Below are 17,206 nucleotides of genomic sequence, written 5' to 3' on the forward strand. Positions count from 1 at the left end.
CTTAACGATGATGATGGAGCATCCAAACTTTTATATTGAAGTCCAAAAGGCTTTAGCAGCGGTTGCTTAGTTTGGTTGATTGCCAAGTCTATTTTCTCGGCAATCAACCAAAATTCAATCCACGAGCTCCATAAACATATCCGCTAATTTTTTCGGCTCTGTGAGCATGGCATCGTGCCCCGTAGCGATCTCCCGATACTGCCAGTTGAGCTTGTGGTCGGCGCGTACTTTTTCACTCATCTCCTTCATGATGGGCAGTTGGGGATCCGTGCATGCGATATAGACCAAGGGTAATCCATTACCATATGGATTTTTTAAGTGCAGCCGCTGGGCGAATGTGCCAAAGGGTTGTGGACTGAGCCTATCCTTGACCCAGGCGACCATGCTGGGTGCTGTAACACCAAACAAAGTAACATCAAAAGGAGCAAAATTTTCTTTCCGCTGAATGTTTTTGAGCTGAACTTCTTGCACAGCCTTGGGTTGCAAAGAAATGGGACTCTGACCATCTTCAATAATCATAGCGTCCAGAAAAATCAATTTGTGCAATCGTGACGGAATGCGATCGGCAACTCCGGCAATCACGGCACCGGCATAGCTGTGCCCCACCAGATACACATCATGCAAATCTTCCATCTCGATCAGGTTGACAATGTCCTGGATATGGGTGTCGATATCTATCGATGGATCGATCAGATGTTTACGCTCGCCAAGTCCGGTTAGCGTAGGGGCGTAGACTTTGTAATGCGCATCAGTTAGCATCTGTCCGACGGCCTGCCAGCACCAGCCGCCATGCCAAGCGCCATGCACCAGCACATAGGTCGGACGACGATCTTGGTTTTGAGCGTAACCGGATAACATACTTCCTAATAGCAGGAGAAGCAGAAATAAAGTTCTCAGTTGTTTCATTTTTTTATAATTTTATACTGTTTTTTAATACCTGACAAAGGTATAGGCAAGCTTTTGTCCGCACAATAACTCATCCTGAAGTGAGTAGCTATAAATTGATATTTAGAATGGCAACACCCCGAAAAGAACAATCGACCAACACGGAGAATCTGCAGACGTTGGCACAGGCATGCGATGTGAACGAAGTATTGCTGCAAATATCATTGCGTTGGAAAATGCAGATTTTATATTGTATTGCAGAAGATGTATCGCAGTTCAGTACATTGAAAAAAATGTTTCCAACACTTTCCGATCAGGTACTGAGTAAACGTTTAAAGGAGCTGAAAGAAGAAGCGCTTGTCATCACCGAAGATATTGAAAATACAATACCGCCTCAGATTCGTTATAGCCCCACGGAAAAGGGTAGAGAACTGCTGAAAATTATCCTTGACCTGCATCACTGGGGGCTAAAATGGAAAATTACTGGCAATGACTATTGCCAGCTAAATGTGGTAAGCGGAACGCGCTAAGGATCATTCTTGTTAACGCTATTTAAATCTCATGGAATCACTCTTTCGCGCATGGAAAACGAGCCGGATGGCTTACCTCAAATTCTTTGAAAACTATTCTTTGGAACAGCTCAATCGCATTCCTGACGGCTTCAGCAACAACCTGATCTGGAATATCGGGCACATCATTGCCACACAGCATAAATTAATCTATATCGGATCTGAGGTAGAAGGACATATCCCTGAGGAAATCTTCAACAGCTACCAGTCCGGAACAAGACCTTCAGCAGCGGTATCGCAGCAGGAAGCTGATCTGCTGAAAAGATTGCTCCTCGATCAGATTGAACCGACCATCCGTGATTTTAACAACAAAAAGTTTGTGACCTTTCAGGAACGCACAACAGGAACGGGCTTTCATCTGACTTCGATTTACGATGCTTTCGAATGGAATAACTTTCATGAAGGTCTGCATTTGGGGTATATGATGAGCATTAGAAAGTTTATTCCTACAAAAATTCAATGATGACCAGACTGTTTTTATTGTTAATACTTTTATTTTCTTCGAGATATGCGTTTTCGCAAACGTTTAAAAATGACAGTGTAAAATCATTTGTTGATAAATCGATTGAACTTATATCGGCCAATTCAATTCATAAAGAAAACCTTGAGTTTATTAAACGTGAACTATACAATAAAGCCCAAAATTTAAACTCGATTGATGAAGCCGCACTATTATATGAAGCCGTATTTAGGCAGCTCAACGATTATCATGGCGGTCTTAAATACAAAGGAAAAACCTACGGATGGAATAATCCTAATATAATGACCAATGTTTATCTGAAAAATAGGCTTAACACGGAAAAGAGTACGTTTAGTGAGGTGATTGATCATAAAGTAGGATATCTCCGAATAGTTGGAAACAGTGATTTTGCATTTAAAAAAGTAGATAGTATCGCTGATGATATTGTGGCCCATATCAATGGGATCAATTCGGCAGAAATTAAAGGCTGGATTATAGACCTGAGATTAAATACCGGAGGAAATATGTATCCAATATTACTCGGATTGAAAGAGTTTATCGGAAACAATGTCCACTTTGGGGGTTTTAGGGATGCAGGTAATCAATCTACTGGCGACTGGGAAATTAAGGCGGGAAAGTTGCTGATAGATGGAAATCTGCTGGACAGAAAATCAGCGTTGATTTATCCGATTGCAAATGATGTTCCATTGGTTGTTTTGACCAGCTGCTATACGGCAAGCGCGGGTGAAATGACCGCCATATCCTTTATTGGGCGAAAAAATACGTTTATTGTAGGGGAAAAGACCGCAAATTATACAACCGCGGTGCAGGGGTTTAAAATAAATGATCATGCGGGCATTAACTTGTCAACAGATTATGTGGTGGACAGGAATTTAAAAGTTTATAAATCCTATATTTCGCCTGATTTTGAAGTCCTGGGTGGCGACAACCTCACAGCGCTGGAAAAGGATCGTAAAATAATCAAGGCCCTGGAACTTTTGGGATCACTCATTCTCCGTACTGACCTTAGTGATATTAACCTTGGCACTCCGCAGATCGACGTTTTTGCCAAAACCCTTGAGTGGTAGATAATCAATACGGCTCCGTTTTCCCATCCTTTCGAAATGGTGAAAAACAGACTTATTACTTCTTTACAGTTAAATTATGCTGGCGATTGCTGGAAGCAAAAAATGGCGATAATAACACTTTTTAACTTCTGACTATTGTTTTATAATGGTCAGAAATTTTTATATTTACGACAGTTTAGCGAGCATAGAGCCGATAATAGGAAAAATCTGGCTTTAATTTCGGAATGCGCAATTATTAAAAAACTTATACGGAATATGAAATATTACTTACTGACCTTTTCTGTTTCGGCTCAGGTGCTCACAAAACGCACTGAACTGATTAATTACCTTAGCCGGCATATCGCTGATCTAAAATACATTTCGGCAGATCTTCAGGATAAACTATGCACCATTACCATCCGGACATTACGACGTGACGAAGGGGTTGTTCTTAATCTCTTGGCCATAAGAGGTTTCAAGGCATCTTTTCTATCAGCGACCGAATGTCCCTAACCTGGGATTTAGCAAATTTCTGCGGCCCTGAATAGTGGGCCGGCTTAAACTTATCTGCTCAAAACGTTTGTTCGTTCGATTACAGCGATTTCCTCTTTCGCGGCAATCTGTCGTTTTTTTGAAGTCCTGCAGTAGGTATACTGCCGTGAACGGCTAAAGCCACGGGGTAGGACTTTCCGCTCCAGATAACCTTCTGCTACATATTTGCGGAGTAATGAAGCAATTCGGTCAACCTTAAAAGTAATCTGATAGGCTTTTTCAGCAGTAGCGATAACCTGTTCAATGGTGCGGGGATCCTGAAAATAATCCGAGTCGAAAATCAGATGGATGACGGATTCCCGCTGATGACGATGATCCAGTTTTTGCGTCGTTTTGAGTTGATTTTTTTCCGTGACTTCGTCTTTAAAGAACTTTTTGTCTAAGGGAAAGAATTTGGTCCTAAATCGACCGAAATTACTGTGGGCATCCGTAGCTATCCTTAATGGCATTGATTTATCAAAAAAATGGGCCATCGGAATTGATAGCGAATCACAGAGCTTTGCTACAGCTTCCACAGAGATCGTCGAATTTTTGTGGAGGTAGCGCTGAAGTCGGCTTTCTGATAACTCGCTAAAATTAGCCAAGCCGGCTAATGTCATTAAAGTTTTGTCAAGAATTTCTAAGATTCGCATGGACATCCATTCAGCTAAGACTATATTTGTGATTTTTCCCATATTAATTGCAGAATTCCGTAAGAAATTTAATTGATTGTATATTATATGCTCAGGATTGTTTTATAATGATGTTGTTTTTCTTTCTTTATCTGGTCAGCATATCTTTTATTTATGTTGATATCCAAATCATGTATTCTCAGTAGATGGATTTTTATGAAGATTGCTGCTTTTTTTTGAAATTCAAACGATTATCGTAATAAAAACAACACGAGGTCCGTGTTAGTTAATTTTATTAGACGATATTACTAATTTTTGTTGAAAATTGAGGGATTTTTTTAAGATAAATAGCGGTGTTTTTGACATAAATATGTTTTTTTTTTATTCAATTTGCTGTCCCAAATAATTTAATTCCTTCAATTGACGGCTTCAAATAATTTAAGTTCTTCAATCGTCTAGGTGAATACATTAAAATTGCGGAGCACTAGACTTGGGCTCCGCAATAAGAAGGTTTTTTAGGTAATCTTGCTGAAGATCTCCCTCGCTGAACATCTCGATTAGAACGTCAGTAGGCCTAAGGATAAGCTAGCCGAGTAACGGGATTTTCCGTTGTCACCATATCCACCAGGTGTAGACAGCGCTGTTTCCAGGCTGCCCGATCCCTTCAGATAAAGTTGATTGCTTTTCTTTCCGAAGTTGGCAAGCCGATATTGTATGCTCAAGGTATTGACTACCCGATCGCGTGTTAAATACTGGTAGATAGGCAGGGCAATGCTGTTTGCAACAAAATTGCTCGAATAGCTTTTATCTGTATAACTCCATTCGTTTTTTACGCCAAAATTGTAGTTGGATGCCACATCAAAGACCCACCGCGACAGGGCTTTGTTAAAGCGGATGCCGATATCCATGCGGTCGACGATTTCTTTTCCCTGTGGTAGGGCATAGCGGTTGTCCCAGCCGGAATAACTTACGGTGGCCTTGGCAAACCAGTCGGAGCGATAGGCGCTGGTTTCTTTGGCCAATATATACCCCAAAGTAGCCTGGCTGCGTAGTGCTGTATTCAAGCTGCCTTCAAAAATAGTTTCATAACTGCGGTCGTCTGTCCGCTGCAATTGCTGGTATTCGGTATTGGAAATGTCACAATACAGCAGGTTTAAATCGAAGTGATGGTTGTAATCGCCACGTTTTAAATCAATGGCCGATAATACCGTGTACTGATCGTATTGATGTTTGCCAGCCTTCATCGGATAGGTGCTGCCGTCGGTGGCCTTTTCCTCATGACGAAGGTAGCTTCCGGACAGCAACCAGCTGAACTGATCGGCGGTATAACGAAAGCTGAGTTCGCTGCTATACGCATGCGCAAGATAGCTGCGGTCCATATCTGCCGTCATAATGAAAGGTGATGCCCCGAGGTATTCGGCTAAGCCCAGAAGTTTATAAACGTTGTATTGCTGACTTCCGTTGGCACGTACCAGATTCAGATCATTTTTCTGATAATTATAAATGGCTGCGAGCCCAAGCTGATGCCGCTTGCTGATTTTGTAGGAAATATTCGGTGCTAGCTGGATTTTATTTTCTGTATCCAGGGAACGTGGGTCCATTTGTCGCGCTCCCGTAGCGACCTGATAGGAGAGGTCGAGGCCGGCACGCATGCGGCCACCGGCAAAGCTGGGGCTCGCTACTTTGAGGTCCATTGTATAAAACTGCTTATTCCAGTCGCCCTTTAGTGAATCGACCAGCTGATAGGGATTGTCGGTAAATGGATTCACAAGGGATGCATAGGCCAGCTCCTTCTCTTTCAATGTGGTAAAGTCAAAGCGACCATAGAGCGTCCAGTCGCCGGAACGCTGAAATTTCTCTGTCGAAAAATTGAGTCCCTGTTTCGATTTGCCTGTAAATGGATGTCTAAAATCTCCGCCTTCATAGAAGTAGCCTAAAGTGGTGTTTCCCACAGCCGGTAGGTCGAGCTCTCCCAGTAAAGCGCTGGTTTTGACTTTCAGCAGGCTTTCTTTTTCTTTGGAGTAGCTGATATTCGGATTTTCCTGTGCTTGCAGCTGAATGAAAGAGGCTGTAAATGCCAGTGAAAAAATATATTTTATGTTCATGATGCGCCTGCTTATTTGGAGTAACTTTTGGGACTAGGGGTATCGTTTATCGCAAAGTCACTGGAGGAATTGTTGGTGTCCATCAATACTTTGATGCCATTGATTTCTTCCCTTACTTTCCGGATAACCGATTTTCCGGTGCCGGCTCCGCCGCCAACAAAGGCTACTCCAGCATCAATCGTGAGCGGCAAACGCTTTTTGTCGAGTGTAATGGTGCTGTTGGCAACGCAATCCACGCCGTCGATAACTTTGTCTGCGGCAACTTTCACATAACGTGTTGAAGCAGTTGCTCCGGGTTCGGTAACAGTTTCGTAGCTGGCATAGTCGTCGGGCGAAAGGATAACGAGTCCAGAGCCGTTGACGCCAGGTAACCAGTCAAAAACAGTCAACGATGAACTATAGATCAGCGTTACGTTGGGTACATCTGGCGAGTCTGTATCGTTGGAATTTCCGGGCGGATTAAAATAGGTCTCAAAATCGGCTATTCCAGCCCCTAAATCTGTGGGTGCATTGGGATTGCCTTTTGGATCTGTCTTATGATTAATTCCGTCGACAGCAATGACAATGGATTTGCCCGGTGCTACAGGGTGGTCTACACCTGCAATACCCGGAATGGTCCATAGGGAGGCAAGGTATACGTTTTGCTGGTCGTCGATAAATTTGGTGGCTAGCGTTGAACCCGCTTTTGTCGCTCCGAAGGAGATTCCGCCGGCGTATAGGGTGTCGGTCGAGTTGTTGTAGATTTCCACAAAACCATCGTATAAATAAGACGAATTATTCGGGGTGCGGCTACCGGTATAGTAAAATTCCTTGATGACAAATCCACCGATGGCCCCGCCGCTCAGCTGAATGTCTGTCTTTCCGGATTCCTGAATACGCAGGGAGGGGATGGAGGCATTCAAAAATGCTTTGCCCAGGCGTCCACTGATGCTGATGCTTTCCTCTTCGGTCACCTCGCGGCTTACCGTTATGGTGTAGATACCAGGTATAATATCCTGCAGATCGACTTCGCCCTTTGCATTGGTGGTCAATTGGGACTGTTGACCTGTAAATGTGTTTTTAAGGGTTACCGTAGCATTCGCGGCAAAAGATTCAATATAATTGCTGGGGTAGTGGACAGCCAGGGTATAGGAAAGCGTATTGACCGTCGCAAAATCTTTGCGGCAGCTACTCAATAAACAGAGCAACGCAACCAGGTAGAGATAACAATTGATTTTCTTCATTTTTTTAGAATTTAATAGACAGTTCGGTTCCAAAAAAGATATCAATATTTCGTTTTGTGAACTGTTCGGGATTGCGTGTACTCCGTACCAACGGTCTGTTGTTGATGAAGTTGTTGGCATAGAACGAGAAGCCCATATTTTTGGCAAACTCCTTGGTCAATTTCATGTTGAACAGCCAAAGTGGTTTCCAGCTTTCGGTGCGGAAGGTTGCGTCGCTGAGACTGAGGTAAATATCGCGGTCGGCCGAGGTGATCTGCTGGCGCTCTGCCTCTGAAAAATAGACGATGTCCATGGGTTTGTCGGATCCTACAGGGATATAACCGATCGGCAGGCTGGAGTAGTCGACATTACGCTCCTTATCGATCCAGATGGTCTGTGCTGTCAGGGTCAGGATAAATCGTAGTTCGGGAATATGGTGTATGGCCCTTAAAGTGGTCATGAGTCGCTCGCTGTCGGTCCCGCGTGGCGCAAATACACCCACGCGTGTCATCGTTTTGTTGGGCACTTCCTGTGCAAGGATATAAGGTATGGTGGTCGTTGATTTGGTCGACTGATAGGCCCCCGTCAGCTGAAAAGAAGTGCGGATAGCGTCGAAGCGCCCCATATCAAAATCAAATTCGGCCCCCTTGTTGATGATCTGCCTGCCGTTGGTAGGTGTGGCATAGGTAAATACATAAGGGGTATTGGTCACAACATCACTCAAAATCGGTTTTCCGCCCGCTACTTCCTGCTGCACGGTATACGTCGGAATAAGCGCATACTGCAAGCTGTTTAAGGTGGTCATATAATCGTAGGCATTGTCGATCTTATCGTGATAAGCGGTAATGCTCAAACGCTGACCTCTGCCGACTTTCCAGTCGATACCCAATTCTTTTTTATAGGATTTGGCCAGCTTAAGCTGATCGTTGCCTGTTTCATAGACGCGTGTGGTCAGGAGCGCTAGCGCTTCATTGGGATCTTGCTTGTAATAGTTTAAACTGAAAACATCGAAATAGGCATTTTCGGGATACAGCATGTTCAAGGTAGGTGCCTTGGTGGCGATGCCATAGCCTCCGCGTAGGGTAAAGGCGGGCAGGAGGTCGTAGCTCACATTGATCCGTGGCGACACAGCGGTTTTGCCGTCGCCACTGAAAGGCTGTAGCTGATCCATCCGCACACCGGCCTGTATAGCCAGTTCGCGCTTTCCAAATCGGGCCGTCATACGGTCCTCGGCATAGGCGCCGAGCTGATTCAGTGCGGGTATATCTTTGTAGGCCCGCGCACGGTATCCGTTCAGGTTATTGGTGCGGTAGGGGAAGTTGGGGTCAAAGGTCTTTCCGTTTCCACTGTTGGCATCCATTCGGTAATCTGTACCGACAAGGATGCGGTGTGTGAAAAGGCCTGTTTTGGCATAAAACTCATCCGATATCTTGGCAAATAAATTGATCGGTTTTCCCTCTACCCAGGCTTTATTGATATAGCTGGCAGGTAGATAGGGGGCTTCAAATGTACCATCGATATACGAGCTTCCCACAGCTGAAATACCAGCAGTTCCAGCATTTTCCATGTATGATTTCTGAAGCGAATAATTCAATGACACGGTATAGTTTAACTGTCGGGCCAGGGCCTTATTGACCTTCCATTTTCCATTGGTCGAAAAGCGGTAGCTGTATTCCTGCGACTTGTTGAGCTGCGGAACAGCATTGGCATCGGGATCAATTTTGACATTATCCAGGTTGCTACCAAAGGAGAAATAGGTAGTGGTATACAATGGTTTTTCCTGACCAAAGGTTTTGCTGTACTGCGCTGAACCGGTTACGCGGTTATAGGCGGCATAGGCCGATGTCTGCTCGTCGTTGGCGTGGGTATAATCCAGGTCGACAAATAAAGTTCCCTTGTTTTTTCCGAGATCAAAACCCTGACCAGCCCAGAATTGGGTAAGCTTCGGGTTTATCCGTCCTTTGATCTGCAGGTCTTCTTTGCCGGCTTTTGTCTGCACGATAATGGCGCCCGAGGTCATGTCGCCATATTCGACCCCGGCAATGCCGCGGATGACTTCAACGGATTCGACATTATCGGCCGTGTACTGCCGCATATCGGCACCTAAACCCTGGGAAGTGGAAAAGCTGCCGATTGAACCGCTGGATCCAGAAGTACCGTTTAATATTGCCGCAGAACCCAAAGACTGCAAATTGGCATTGTTGGACGTGGGTGCCCCGTTGACGATTAGCGAAGTACCCAGGGAGCTCATATAATCCGAAGAACGGTTGGTTTGGTTGCTATTGCCCACATTCCGTATGCCGGTTTTATTGACGTTGGTGAAACTCGGATTCGTTGTCATTCCACCGGGTAGCAACTGTAGGACTTCACCCAGGTTGGTCGCCTGCATATGTTCAATGGCCTTACGGTTGATGATGGTCGAGGTAGCACCTTCTTTGCGGTTTTCCTGACCAACGACCACAACGTCTGCCAGGGCAATGGAGTTTTCGGCCAATGCTATTGCAATAGGCTGTTTGCTTGCAGTTACGGTCTGCTCTACGGTCAGCATCCCAAGGTAGCTGACAACAACAGTGTATTGTCCGCTCGGAGTGCGGTCGAACGTAAAGTGACCGTTTTCATCGGTTTTGGCGTAAAGACCCAGCTCCCTGATTTGTACAGTAGCTCCTTTGAGTACCTTGCCGGTGCTTTTCTCTGTGATTATGCCGCGGATATCGCCGTCCTGAAAAGAGCGTTCAGTCAACGGTTTTGTGTTGGTGGTTGTAGCGGCGAACGTAGTTGTTGATGCTGATAAGGTCAATAGGGCAAAGAATAGGATAGATCTTTGCCGTATCAACGCTGGTTCGTTATTTTCCATGGCCATGTCCCATATTTTCGGGGTTAATCATGATGTGTGCTTTGTAAGATCCCTCGTCCATTAACCAGGGAATTCCAGGTAAACCCGGTTTGCTTGACAAGCCGATATCGGCTGCTTTTGCATAAGGAACATAGATCACATAACGTCGCTGTGCACCTTCGATTTCTCCGGTTGTGTTGTTTAGTTTGGCCAATGGTCCCCAATAGCCGTACAGTATGGTTGGTGTCTGCGGGATCGGTAATTTGCCCGCTTTGTGTTCGGCTTCGCGGATTTCATCGCGTTGTTTGCGTTTGCCTTCGGCGATCAGTTCGCGCCCGCGGGCCATAAAAGGATCCAAACTTTTTGGATAGGCATAGGCATATAAAACGGAAGATTTGTAATCCGGTGCAAGGCAGATCAGGTTATTGGTGGCGGTGCCTTCCTGTAAGGTGATAAACTCGCCTTTTTCGTTATAACCCAATACTTTGGCGCCTTCGCGTTGGTCTGCCGGGGCTGCCTGTAATGCAATTTTTATCTGTAGATCTTTTGCGAGTGGACTGCGTTCCTGTTTTTGTCCAAACACAGCCAGGGTACCCCACGATAGCGCAAGGGTGATGATAAGATGTTTCATAGATATTCGTTTAGCGATTAATGACTAATTGTTTTTGCTTGTTGATACTAGCATGTTGCAAATATATGTATTTAGATTTATTATAAATAAGTGAATTTTAAAATATTATTTCAGTTAAATCCGATTAATACGCTGTTAAATAATATATTTCAGTATAAAATATATTATTTTTAATCGTTTTAAATAAAGTTAATGTACATTTGCATGCATCTTTATGCGTATTTTAATACATCTTAATATGAAGCGTACTACGTTTACCGGTTTATCCCTCGCATTGAGTCTATTGGCTGTGAAGCAGCTCCATGCGCAATCCATACAGGAACCTACTGTAAAAAGTCCAACCAGCTTTGCGATCATTGTGGATCAGCATACCTACGATCAGGCAAAGCCTGAGATTGATGCTTATCGTGCCGCAGTGGAAAAAGGTGGATTGGGCACTTATATTATTTCGAGTCAATGGGCCAAACCGGACGAGATCCGGACGTTATTGAAGAGCCTGTATGCAAAAAAGCAGCCCCTGGAGGGTACAGTGCTGATCGGTGATATTCCAATTCCTATGCTACGGGATGCACAGTTTTTGACTTCGGCCTTTAAGATGTCGCAAAATATCCGCTGGGATAAGTCATCGGTGCCATCCGACCGGTACTACGATGATTTTGATCTGCAATTTGACTTTATCAAACAGGATACGGCCAAGTCGAGGTCCAATTATTTTTACTATAGCTTAAGTGCTGCTTCGCCGCAGTATATACAGATGGATATCTATTCAGCGCGGATCAAGCCGCCCGTGGAAAATGGCGAAGATCCTATTGCGAAAATCAAGGCATATTTAAAAAAGGTCGTTCAGCAGAAAGCACAGGCCAACCCCTTAAATGATATGATCGCTTCAACCGGTCACGGCTATAACTCCAATTCGGTCAACGCGACAATCGGCGATGCGCTGGCACTCAGATCGCAAATGCCCGCTTTGTTTCTTCCGGGAAATTCAGTCAAGTTTATCAATTTTCGCTCCGACAACTTCATTAAGTTCAATATATTGAATGAACTGAAGCGGGAGGGGGTGGATTTTGCATATATGACCGGACATGGTACAGCCACGTTACAGCTGTTAAATGGTTATCCATTGGCCTCCAATCCGCAGCCTTCCATGGAGAATGTGGCACGTTACCTACGCTCCAAGCTTCGATCTGCAAAAGAGGATGGCAGGGATGTGGAAGCGGTCAAAATATCGTTTATGGAATCCCTTGGTGTTAACGAGAAGTGGATGCTCGATGCCTTTGACCCCAAAAGTATAGCGGCAGATTCTCTGTTCAATGACGATATGGATATGCAGATCCACGATATCAAAGACGGCCATATCAAAGCGCCTTTGGTTTACCTCAACTCCTGCCTGACAGGCTCCTTTCATCTGCCCAATTATCTAGCGGGCTATTATCCTTTTTCAGACAATGACAATATCGCGGCGGTGGCCAATTCGGTAGGGGTGCTACAGGATTTGTGGCCGGGTGAGCTTATGGGTTTGCTGCAGCATGGCGTTCGCGTAGGAAATTGGATGAAACATATGGCGTATCTGGAAACGCATATTTTGGGTGACCCAACCTTTCATTTTGCAGGTACGGCTGATCAGCGGCTGAAAATCAATACGGCGATCGGTTCACACGATCGGAATGCAGGCTACTGGCGCACGCTGCTGAAGGAAAATGATGCCGACCTGCAGGCGCTGGCCCTGGTCTATCTTCCGCGTATATTGCCTGAAAAAGAAGTAAGCCCTTTATTGAAACAGTATTACTTTCAATCGGCCTTTGAAACCGTACGTACGCAGGCTTTTATACAATTGCGTCAACTGGAAAATCCGGATTATTTTGAGGTATTGCATGCTGCCAAGTCCGATTCGTATGAGTTTATCCGCCGTTCGGCAGTGTATGATCTGGCGGAGTTTGGCGGAAATGATTTTGTCAAAGATATGATCCAGCTGTATCTGAGCGACCCACACTCCGAACGGGTGGGGTACCGTCTGCGTACCTCCCTTAGTTTTATGGAGCCAGCGCTGGTCAAACAGGAAATCGATCGGCAGATTCGACAAAATCCCAGCTTGAGCAATGCGAAGCTTTTGGCGGACAAACTGGATCAGATTGTTCGTTCTGGCGAGAAAACAACCCAAACCCTGACCAAAAAGATCTTGGACAAGGAAGAAAAGGAAAAGGAGCGCCTCAATGATATCCGTACCATGCGTCTGTACCGTTATCACCGCATGGTGCCGGTGCTGATTGAGACCGTTCTGGATAAAAGTAACTCGGCGGATATACGTGTAACAGCGCTGGAAGCGCTGAGCTGGTTCCCTCTTTCGTATCAGCGCCGCGCCATATACGATGCCTGTGAACAAATAATAAAATCAGATGCTCCAGAAACGGTAAAATACCAAAGTCTGAAAACAAAGAACATCATGGAAGGTTATTCGAAAAAATAAATGTTATTGTTGAGACCCCCGATGGATTTACAAAAATTTAGGTAATTTTGGATAACATGTTATCCTTTGTGATTGACATTATTTGTCAGATGGCGGCGATTTAATTGCCGCCATTTTTTTTAATGGCTACTTTTGTGTTTATGTTTCAAAAGAAAAACATCATTATTGTGCAACATACCGAATCCATGCATCATAAAAATGGCATGATCGGTTCATGGAGCGACTGGGAATTAACAGAGACAGGCATGCAGCATGCAGAAAATATTGCTACCAACTTAAAGTCGGAATTTCCGGATACGAGCTTTTCACTGTATGCATCACCGCTTAGCAGAACAAAGCAAACCGCAGAAATTATAGGAAAGCAGTTTAATATAGCTCCCCAAATAACTACAGCACTGAAGGAGCGGTATTTGGGAAGAGCGGTGGGGCAATCTGTTCAATGGCTTAAGGATAATATTGAGCAGGAAGAAATATCGATCTATGACAAATGTTTTAGTGATGCTGAATCCAGATTTGATGTATGGCAAAGAATGATACCCTTTTATGAAACGATATTAGGTAGTACCGAAGAAAACATTGTCGTTGTCTCGCACGGAGATAGTTTAAGTATCTTTAATGTTATGTGGCTGGGCTTGCATGTGGAAGTACTCAATACGATAGATCTGTATGGTGTCAGCGGTGGGGTTTCTTTTCTTTACCAAACAGAAACGGGAAAAAGAATCATCAAGCGGATGAGCGATACGGCTTATTATAAAAGCAAAGCGATATGAAAACTCCTAATCCCGAAAACATCAAGGAGATATTTGATGCCTATTACCCTGTTGATATTAAATTTTGGGTTGAATTTTCAAAAGTTGTGGAATGCCGTACTTTTACTAAAAATGAAGTTGTTAAAGATTATGATCGGACGGAGCGGTTTATTAATATACTGGTTTCGGGTTCTGTAGGTCATTTTGTACCCTATCAGCATAAAGATATATGTATCAATCTGTATTATGAAAACCAGATTTTCAGCGATTACCTTTCTTTTGTGTCACAGAAACCAACGGTCATCAAAACCGAATGTATAGAAGATACTGAACTCTGGTCAGTAAGCTATCAGAATCTTCAGGGACTTTACGCAAAATCGGACCGATCGCTGCTTATTGGCAAAGCGATATCGGATATCATGTTTACGGCAAAGCAGTCCGAACAAATCAATCTCCTGACATTATCACCTACTGAAAGATATCTTAAATTATTAAAAGAGCGGCCGAAGATTTTTCAGCGGACACCGTTGAAAATTATCGCATCTTATTTGGGTATTGCACCTGAGAGCCTCAGCAGGATACGGAAAAAGATTTCTTAACTTTAGTCAAGTGTTTTTGGTTTTAATGCAGCTATTTTTGGGCATTGCAAAAAAGCTATATCAACATTATGAAAAGAAAAGTCAATTATTGGGCAGTCTTCATTTATTATATCATCGCGATAGTGTGCCGGTATTTAACCAATAAAACGGAATTACTAAGCACGCTTGAAAATCCCTATTTAAAATCTATTCTTACAGGCGCTGGACCGGCTTTAGGAGCAGTCTTTGTGTTTTTTGTTTTCAACATAAAACCTGCGCTGTCACTCAGGGGAAACTACAAAAGTATGATTTTCCCAATTATCCTCTATTGGGTATTCCCTGTCGTTCTAATAAGTACAGTATCGTATTTTACACAAGGTAAAATTCCCTATTTAGCTGTTTCCTCGGTACTCATCTATGGTCTACTGGAGGAAATCGGCTGGCGTGGCTTTCTCTACCAAGAATTTAAAGCATTGAAGCCACTTTACAACATATTCTTACTGTCTTTGTTATGGTTTTTATGGCATCTGAATTTTGATTTCACACCTGTACAATTCTTCTTTTTTGGGGTTTTGATATTGGGAAGTTGGGGAATAGGTAAAGTCGCTGATACAACTGGCTCGCTGATTGCAGTTAGTGCATTTCATTCGCTTAACAATTTTTTTCCGGCTATAAATGGGAAAAGTGGTGCTATTTTGGGCCTATTACTCCTCGTTTGGGTTGCCGCTTTGGTCGTTCGAAAAAAGATGAAAGCAGCGGCGCTAGCTTCCTGATGGAGTAAAATGATATCGGATTATTTTCTATCCACAACTGTGTTCAACACAATGCAAAGCCGTCTGGATAGTCCTAGGCGGCTTTGTTCATGAAAAGGGAGGCTTTCCTGTTATTTTGAAATCTTGGTAAACTCGAAGGGAATCTGGAGACTGTCGCCAGCGACATTAGCCTTCAGCTTTTCACCTTCACGCCAGTAGGTGATCTTTTTAGGAAAGGGTAGCGAGTCATTATTACACTCAAATAGACCGTCTTTTAGCATGGTCATCTCAAAGGCGATAAAATCTTTCTCATCGGGTGTTTTAACCAATAAATTCCAGTTGCCGTCGGATTTTAATAATTGCATTTTTTCCTGATGGATGGTATCCAGGTTTTGTAGGGTAAAAGCAAAACCGGCATATTCAGCGTCTTTTATTTTCTGCCAATATTCAAAAGTCCGTTTATCTTTGGTTTCGTTGGTACGTTGCCATTTTCCCAATAACCAGTCGAAGTTTTCGGACGGCTCATTTTGAATTCCTAAGCATTGGATAAAAACGAGCAGAATGAATACTGAAATCCAAACGTTGATTAATTTTACCATCTTATATTTCGTTTTAAAGGTTTATCAACTGATGATTGTAGCTTGTGAAACAGGTATGCAACGTCAACAAGGTGCTCTGTTTGCCTCTATTTGATTAAATTTAATGAAAAAAATCGGAGTTTGTCGAAATTGGATTGAAAAGTAGCCTATTGTTTGATTTTCCTACGAACAATTCTACTGTTCAGTTGTTTAAATTAGAGAAAATGTAATTTAATGTGCTTTAAATTAGAATAAAAGCAACATAATGTCCTTTTTGTTTCTAACCCTTACATTTTTAATAAATAAATAGTGCTATGAACAATTTAGAATTGAACGATGTCCAGCAACATTGGAATAATTTTATTTCCTCTGCCATTGCCTGGGCTCCCCGTATTATTACTGCCGTAATTTCCGCTTTACTTATTTATCTGATCGGATCCTGGATTATCCGTTTAATCAAACGGATGATAGACAAGGCATTTGAGCGGCGACAAATGGATGTCTCCCTGCAGCGATTTTTAAGCAATCTCATCAGCTGGATTTTAAATATCTTATTATTTATCGTTGTCGTTACACAATTGGGGGTTCAGACCTCTGCATTTGTGGCTATTATTGGTGCAGCAGGTCTGGCCATAGGTCTGGCCCTGCAGGGATCTTTGTCCAATTTTGCCGGCGGTATACTGATTTTACTCCTCAAGCCTTTCCGCGTGGGCGATTACATAACCTCCACTACAAATATCGCGGGTACGGTGACAGAAATTGATATCTTCAATACCAAGTTAAATACACCGCAAAATCAACAGGTGGTTGTTCCAAATGGGGTATTGTCAAATAGTAGCATCACCAATTATACAAAACTTGGAACACGCCGCACATGGTTTGACATTGGCGTTGCCTACGATGCTGATCTGAAACAGGCAAAAGAAATACTCCTCAACATCGTTAGAAACAATGAATTTGCCTTTAAAGAGCCTGCGCCACAGGTGGTGGTGACAGAACTTGGCGACAGTGCGATCAATCTTTCTGTGCGCGTCACGACCTCCAATGAAAACTTTTGGACCATGCAGGAACAGCTGATCATTGACTGTAAGGAAGCTTTGGATAAGGCCGGGATTGAAATTCCATTTCCGCAGCGCGATGTGCATATCCGGAATAATTCCTAATTGA

General features: G+C 43.5%; 16 protein-coding genes. 9 read left to right on the forward strand and 7 right to left on the reverse strand.

The genetic code is table 11. The features are described from left to right. Positions 1 to 114: 114 nt before the first annotated feature. Positions 115 to 906 (reverse strand): alpha/beta hydrolase, encoded by a 792-nt coding sequence (locus BV902_RS13475; RefSeq protein ID WP_083663602.1) that lies wholly within the window; start codon positions 904 to 906, stop codon positions 115 to 117. Between the two features lie 107 nt (positions 907 to 1,013). Between BV902_RS13475 and BV902_RS13480 the strand changes: the two genes are divergently transcribed. The 4 genes from BV902_RS13480 (at position 1,014) to BV902_RS13495 (ending at position 3,494) form a co-directional block, all read left to right on the forward strand. After that, positions 1,014 to 1,415 (forward strand): winged helix-turn-helix transcriptional regulator, encoded by a 402-nt coding sequence (locus BV902_RS13480; protein ID WP_083663603.1) that lies wholly within the window; start codon positions 1,014 to 1,016, stop codon positions 1,413 to 1,415. A 31-nt stretch (positions 1,416 to 1,446) separates the two neighbouring features. Beyond that, on the forward strand, positions 1,447 to 1,917 hold the full coding sequence (locus tag BV902_RS13485) for a DinB family protein (RefSeq protein WP_075992387.1): 471 nt from the start codon (positions 1,447 to 1,449) through the stop codon (positions 1,915 to 1,917). Continuing rightward, the gene (locus BV902_RS13490; RefSeq protein WP_075992388.1) at positions 1,914 to 3,002 is read left to right on the forward strand and encodes a S41 family peptidase; all 1,089 of its coding nucleotides are present in this window, start codon (positions 1,914 to 1,916) and stop codon (positions 3,000 to 3,002) included. The genes BV902_RS13485 and BV902_RS13490 overlap by 4 nt, the downstream gene beginning before the upstream one ends. Before the next feature lie 255 nt (positions 3,003 to 3,257). Then, entirely contained in the window at positions 3,258 to 3,494 is a 237-nt protein-coding gene (locus BV902_RS13495) for a hypothetical protein (protein ID WP_147420978.1), read from the forward strand. A gap of 50 nt (positions 3,495 to 3,544) precedes the next feature. Here the strand turns inward: BV902_RS13495 and BV902_RS13500 are convergent, their stop codons facing one another. The 5 genes from BV902_RS13500 to BV902_RS13520 form a co-directional block, all read right to left on the reverse strand. Next, on the reverse strand, positions 3,545 to 4,207 hold the full coding sequence (locus tag BV902_RS13500) for a hypothetical protein (RefSeq protein ID WP_075992390.1): 663 nt from the start codon (positions 4,205 to 4,207) through the stop codon (positions 3,545 to 3,547). Positions 4,208 to 4,701: 494 nt separating this feature from the next. Next, positions 4,702 to 6,249, reverse strand: coding sequence for a DUF6850 family outer membrane beta-barrel protein (locus tag BV902_RS13505; RefSeq protein WP_075992391.1), 1,548 nt, complete (start codon positions 6,247 to 6,249; stop codon positions 4,702 to 4,704). A gap of 11 nt (positions 6,250 to 6,260) precedes the next feature. Then, positions 6,261 to 7,472 (reverse strand): DUF4876 domain-containing protein, encoded by a 1,212-nt coding sequence (locus tag BV902_RS13510; protein ID WP_075992392.1) that lies wholly within the window; start codon positions 7,470 to 7,472, stop codon positions 6,261 to 6,263. A 4-nt stretch (positions 7,473 to 7,476) separates the two neighbouring features. Next, complete coding sequence (locus BV902_RS13515; RefSeq protein ID WP_075992393.1) at positions 7,477 to 10,305, reverse strand: TonB-dependent receptor; 2,829 nt, start codon at positions 10,303 to 10,305, stop codon at positions 7,477 to 7,479. Next, the gene (locus BV902_RS13520) at positions 10,295 to 10,915 is read right to left on the reverse strand and encodes a hypothetical protein (protein ID WP_075992394.1); all 621 of its coding nucleotides are present in this window, start codon (positions 10,913 to 10,915) and stop codon (positions 10,295 to 10,297) included. The genes BV902_RS13515 and BV902_RS13520 overlap by 11 nt, the downstream gene beginning before the upstream one ends. Before the next feature lie 238 nt (positions 10,916 to 11,153). Between BV902_RS13520 and BV902_RS13525 the strand changes: the two genes are divergently transcribed. From BV902_RS13525 to BV902_RS13540, 4 genes are all read left to right on the forward strand, one after another. Next, the gene (locus tag BV902_RS13525) at positions 11,154 to 13,382 is read left to right on the forward strand and encodes a HEAT repeat domain-containing protein (protein ID WP_075992395.1); all 2,229 of its coding nucleotides are present in this window, start codon (positions 11,154 to 11,156) and stop codon (positions 13,380 to 13,382) included. Between the two features lie 167 nt (positions 13,383 to 13,549). Then, positions 13,550 to 14,152 carry a histidine phosphatase family protein gene (locus tag BV902_RS13530; RefSeq protein WP_237241626.1) on the forward strand — a complete coding sequence of 201 codons (603 nt, stop codon included), beginning with the start codon at positions 13,550 to 13,552 and terminating at the stop codon, positions 14,150 to 14,152. Continuing rightward, positions 14,149 to 14,730, forward strand: coding sequence for a Crp/Fnr family transcriptional regulator (locus BV902_RS13535; RefSeq protein WP_075992396.1), 582 nt, complete (start codon positions 14,149 to 14,151; stop codon positions 14,728 to 14,730). The genes BV902_RS13530 and BV902_RS13535 overlap by 4 nt, the downstream gene beginning before the upstream one ends. 68 nt (positions 14,731 to 14,798) lie before the next feature. Beyond that, a complete protein-coding gene (locus tag BV902_RS13540; RefSeq protein ID WP_075992397.1) occupies positions 14,799 to 15,482 on the forward strand; it encodes a CPBP family glutamic-type intramembrane protease in 684 nt (227 codons plus the stop codon). A gap of 110 nt (positions 15,483 to 15,592) precedes the next feature. Here BV902_RS13540 and BV902_RS13545 read toward each other — a convergent pair whose 3' ends face one another. Then, complete coding sequence (locus BV902_RS13545) at positions 15,593 to 16,060, reverse strand: hypothetical protein (RefSeq protein WP_216640352.1); 468 nt, start codon at positions 16,058 to 16,060, stop codon at positions 15,593 to 15,595. Positions 16,061 to 16,353: 293 nt separating this feature from the next. Between BV902_RS13545 and BV902_RS13550 the strand changes: the two genes are divergently transcribed. Further along, on the forward strand, positions 16,354 to 17,202 hold the full coding sequence (locus BV902_RS13550) for a mechanosensitive ion channel family protein (RefSeq protein ID WP_075992398.1): 849 nt from the start codon (positions 16,354 to 16,356) through the stop codon (positions 17,200 to 17,202). Positions 17,203 to 17,206 lie beyond the last annotated feature (4 nt).

It is taken from the genome of Sphingobacterium sp. B29 (assembly GCF_001952815.1).
GTDB classification, from domain to species: domain Bacteria; phylum Bacteroidota; class Bacteroidia; order Sphingobacteriales; family Sphingobacteriaceae; genus Sphingobacterium; species Sphingobacterium siyangense.

Excerpts from the sequence above, each read along its gene's own strand:
- BV902_RS13475 (WP_083663602.1), bottom strand. The coding sequence starts at position 906 with ATGAAACAACTGAGAACTTTATTTCTGCTTCTCCTGCTATTAGGAAGT.
- BV902_RS13480 (WP_083663603.1), top strand. The coding sequence starts at position 1,014 with ATGGCAACACCCCGAAAAGAACAATCGACCAACACGGAGAATCTGCAG.
- BV902_RS13485 (WP_075992387.1), top strand. The coding sequence starts at position 1,447 with ATGGAATCACTCTTTCGCGCATGGAAAACGAGCCGGATGGCTTACCTC.
- BV902_RS13490 (WP_075992388.1), top strand. The coding sequence starts at position 1,914 with ATGATGACCAGACTGTTTTTATTGTTAATACTTTTATTTTCTTCGAGA.
- BV902_RS13495 (WP_147420978.1), top strand. The coding sequence starts at position 3,258 with ATGAAATATTACTTACTGACCTTTTCTGTTTCGGCTCAGGTGCTCACA.
- BV902_RS13500 (WP_075992390.1), bottom strand. The coding sequence starts at position 4,207 with ATGGGAAAAATCACAAATATAGTCTTAGCTGAATGGATGTCCATGCGA.
- BV902_RS13505 (WP_075992391.1), bottom strand. The coding sequence starts at position 6,249 with ATGAACATAAAATATATTTTTTCACTGGCATTTACAGCCTCTTTCATT.
- BV902_RS13510 (WP_075992392.1), bottom strand. The coding sequence starts at position 7,472 with ATGAAGAAAATCAATTGTTATCTCTACCTGGTTGCGTTGCTCTGTTTA.
- BV902_RS13515 (WP_075992393.1), bottom strand. The coding sequence starts at position 10,305 with ATGGAAAATAACGAACCAGCGTTGATACGGCAAAGATCTATCCTATTC.
- BV902_RS13520 (WP_075992394.1), bottom strand. The coding sequence starts at position 10,915 with ATGAAACATCTTATCATCACCCTTGCGCTATCGTGGGGTACCCTGGCT.
- BV902_RS13525 (WP_075992395.1), top strand. The coding sequence starts at position 11,154 with ATGAAGCGTACTACGTTTACCGGTTTATCCCTCGCATTGAGTCTATTG.
- BV902_RS13535 (WP_075992396.1), top strand. The coding sequence starts at position 14,149 with ATGAAAACTCCTAATCCCGAAAACATCAAGGAGATATTTGATGCCTAT.
- BV902_RS13540 (WP_075992397.1), top strand. The coding sequence starts at position 14,799 with ATGAAAAGAAAAGTCAATTATTGGGCAGTCTTCATTTATTATATCATC.
- BV902_RS13545 (WP_216640352.1), bottom strand. The coding sequence starts at position 16,060 with ATGGTAAAATTAATCAACGTTTGGATTTCAGTATTCATTCTGCTCGTT.
- BV902_RS13550 (WP_075992398.1), top strand. The coding sequence starts at position 16,354 with ATGAACAATTTAGAATTGAACGATGTCCAGCAACATTGGAATAATTTT.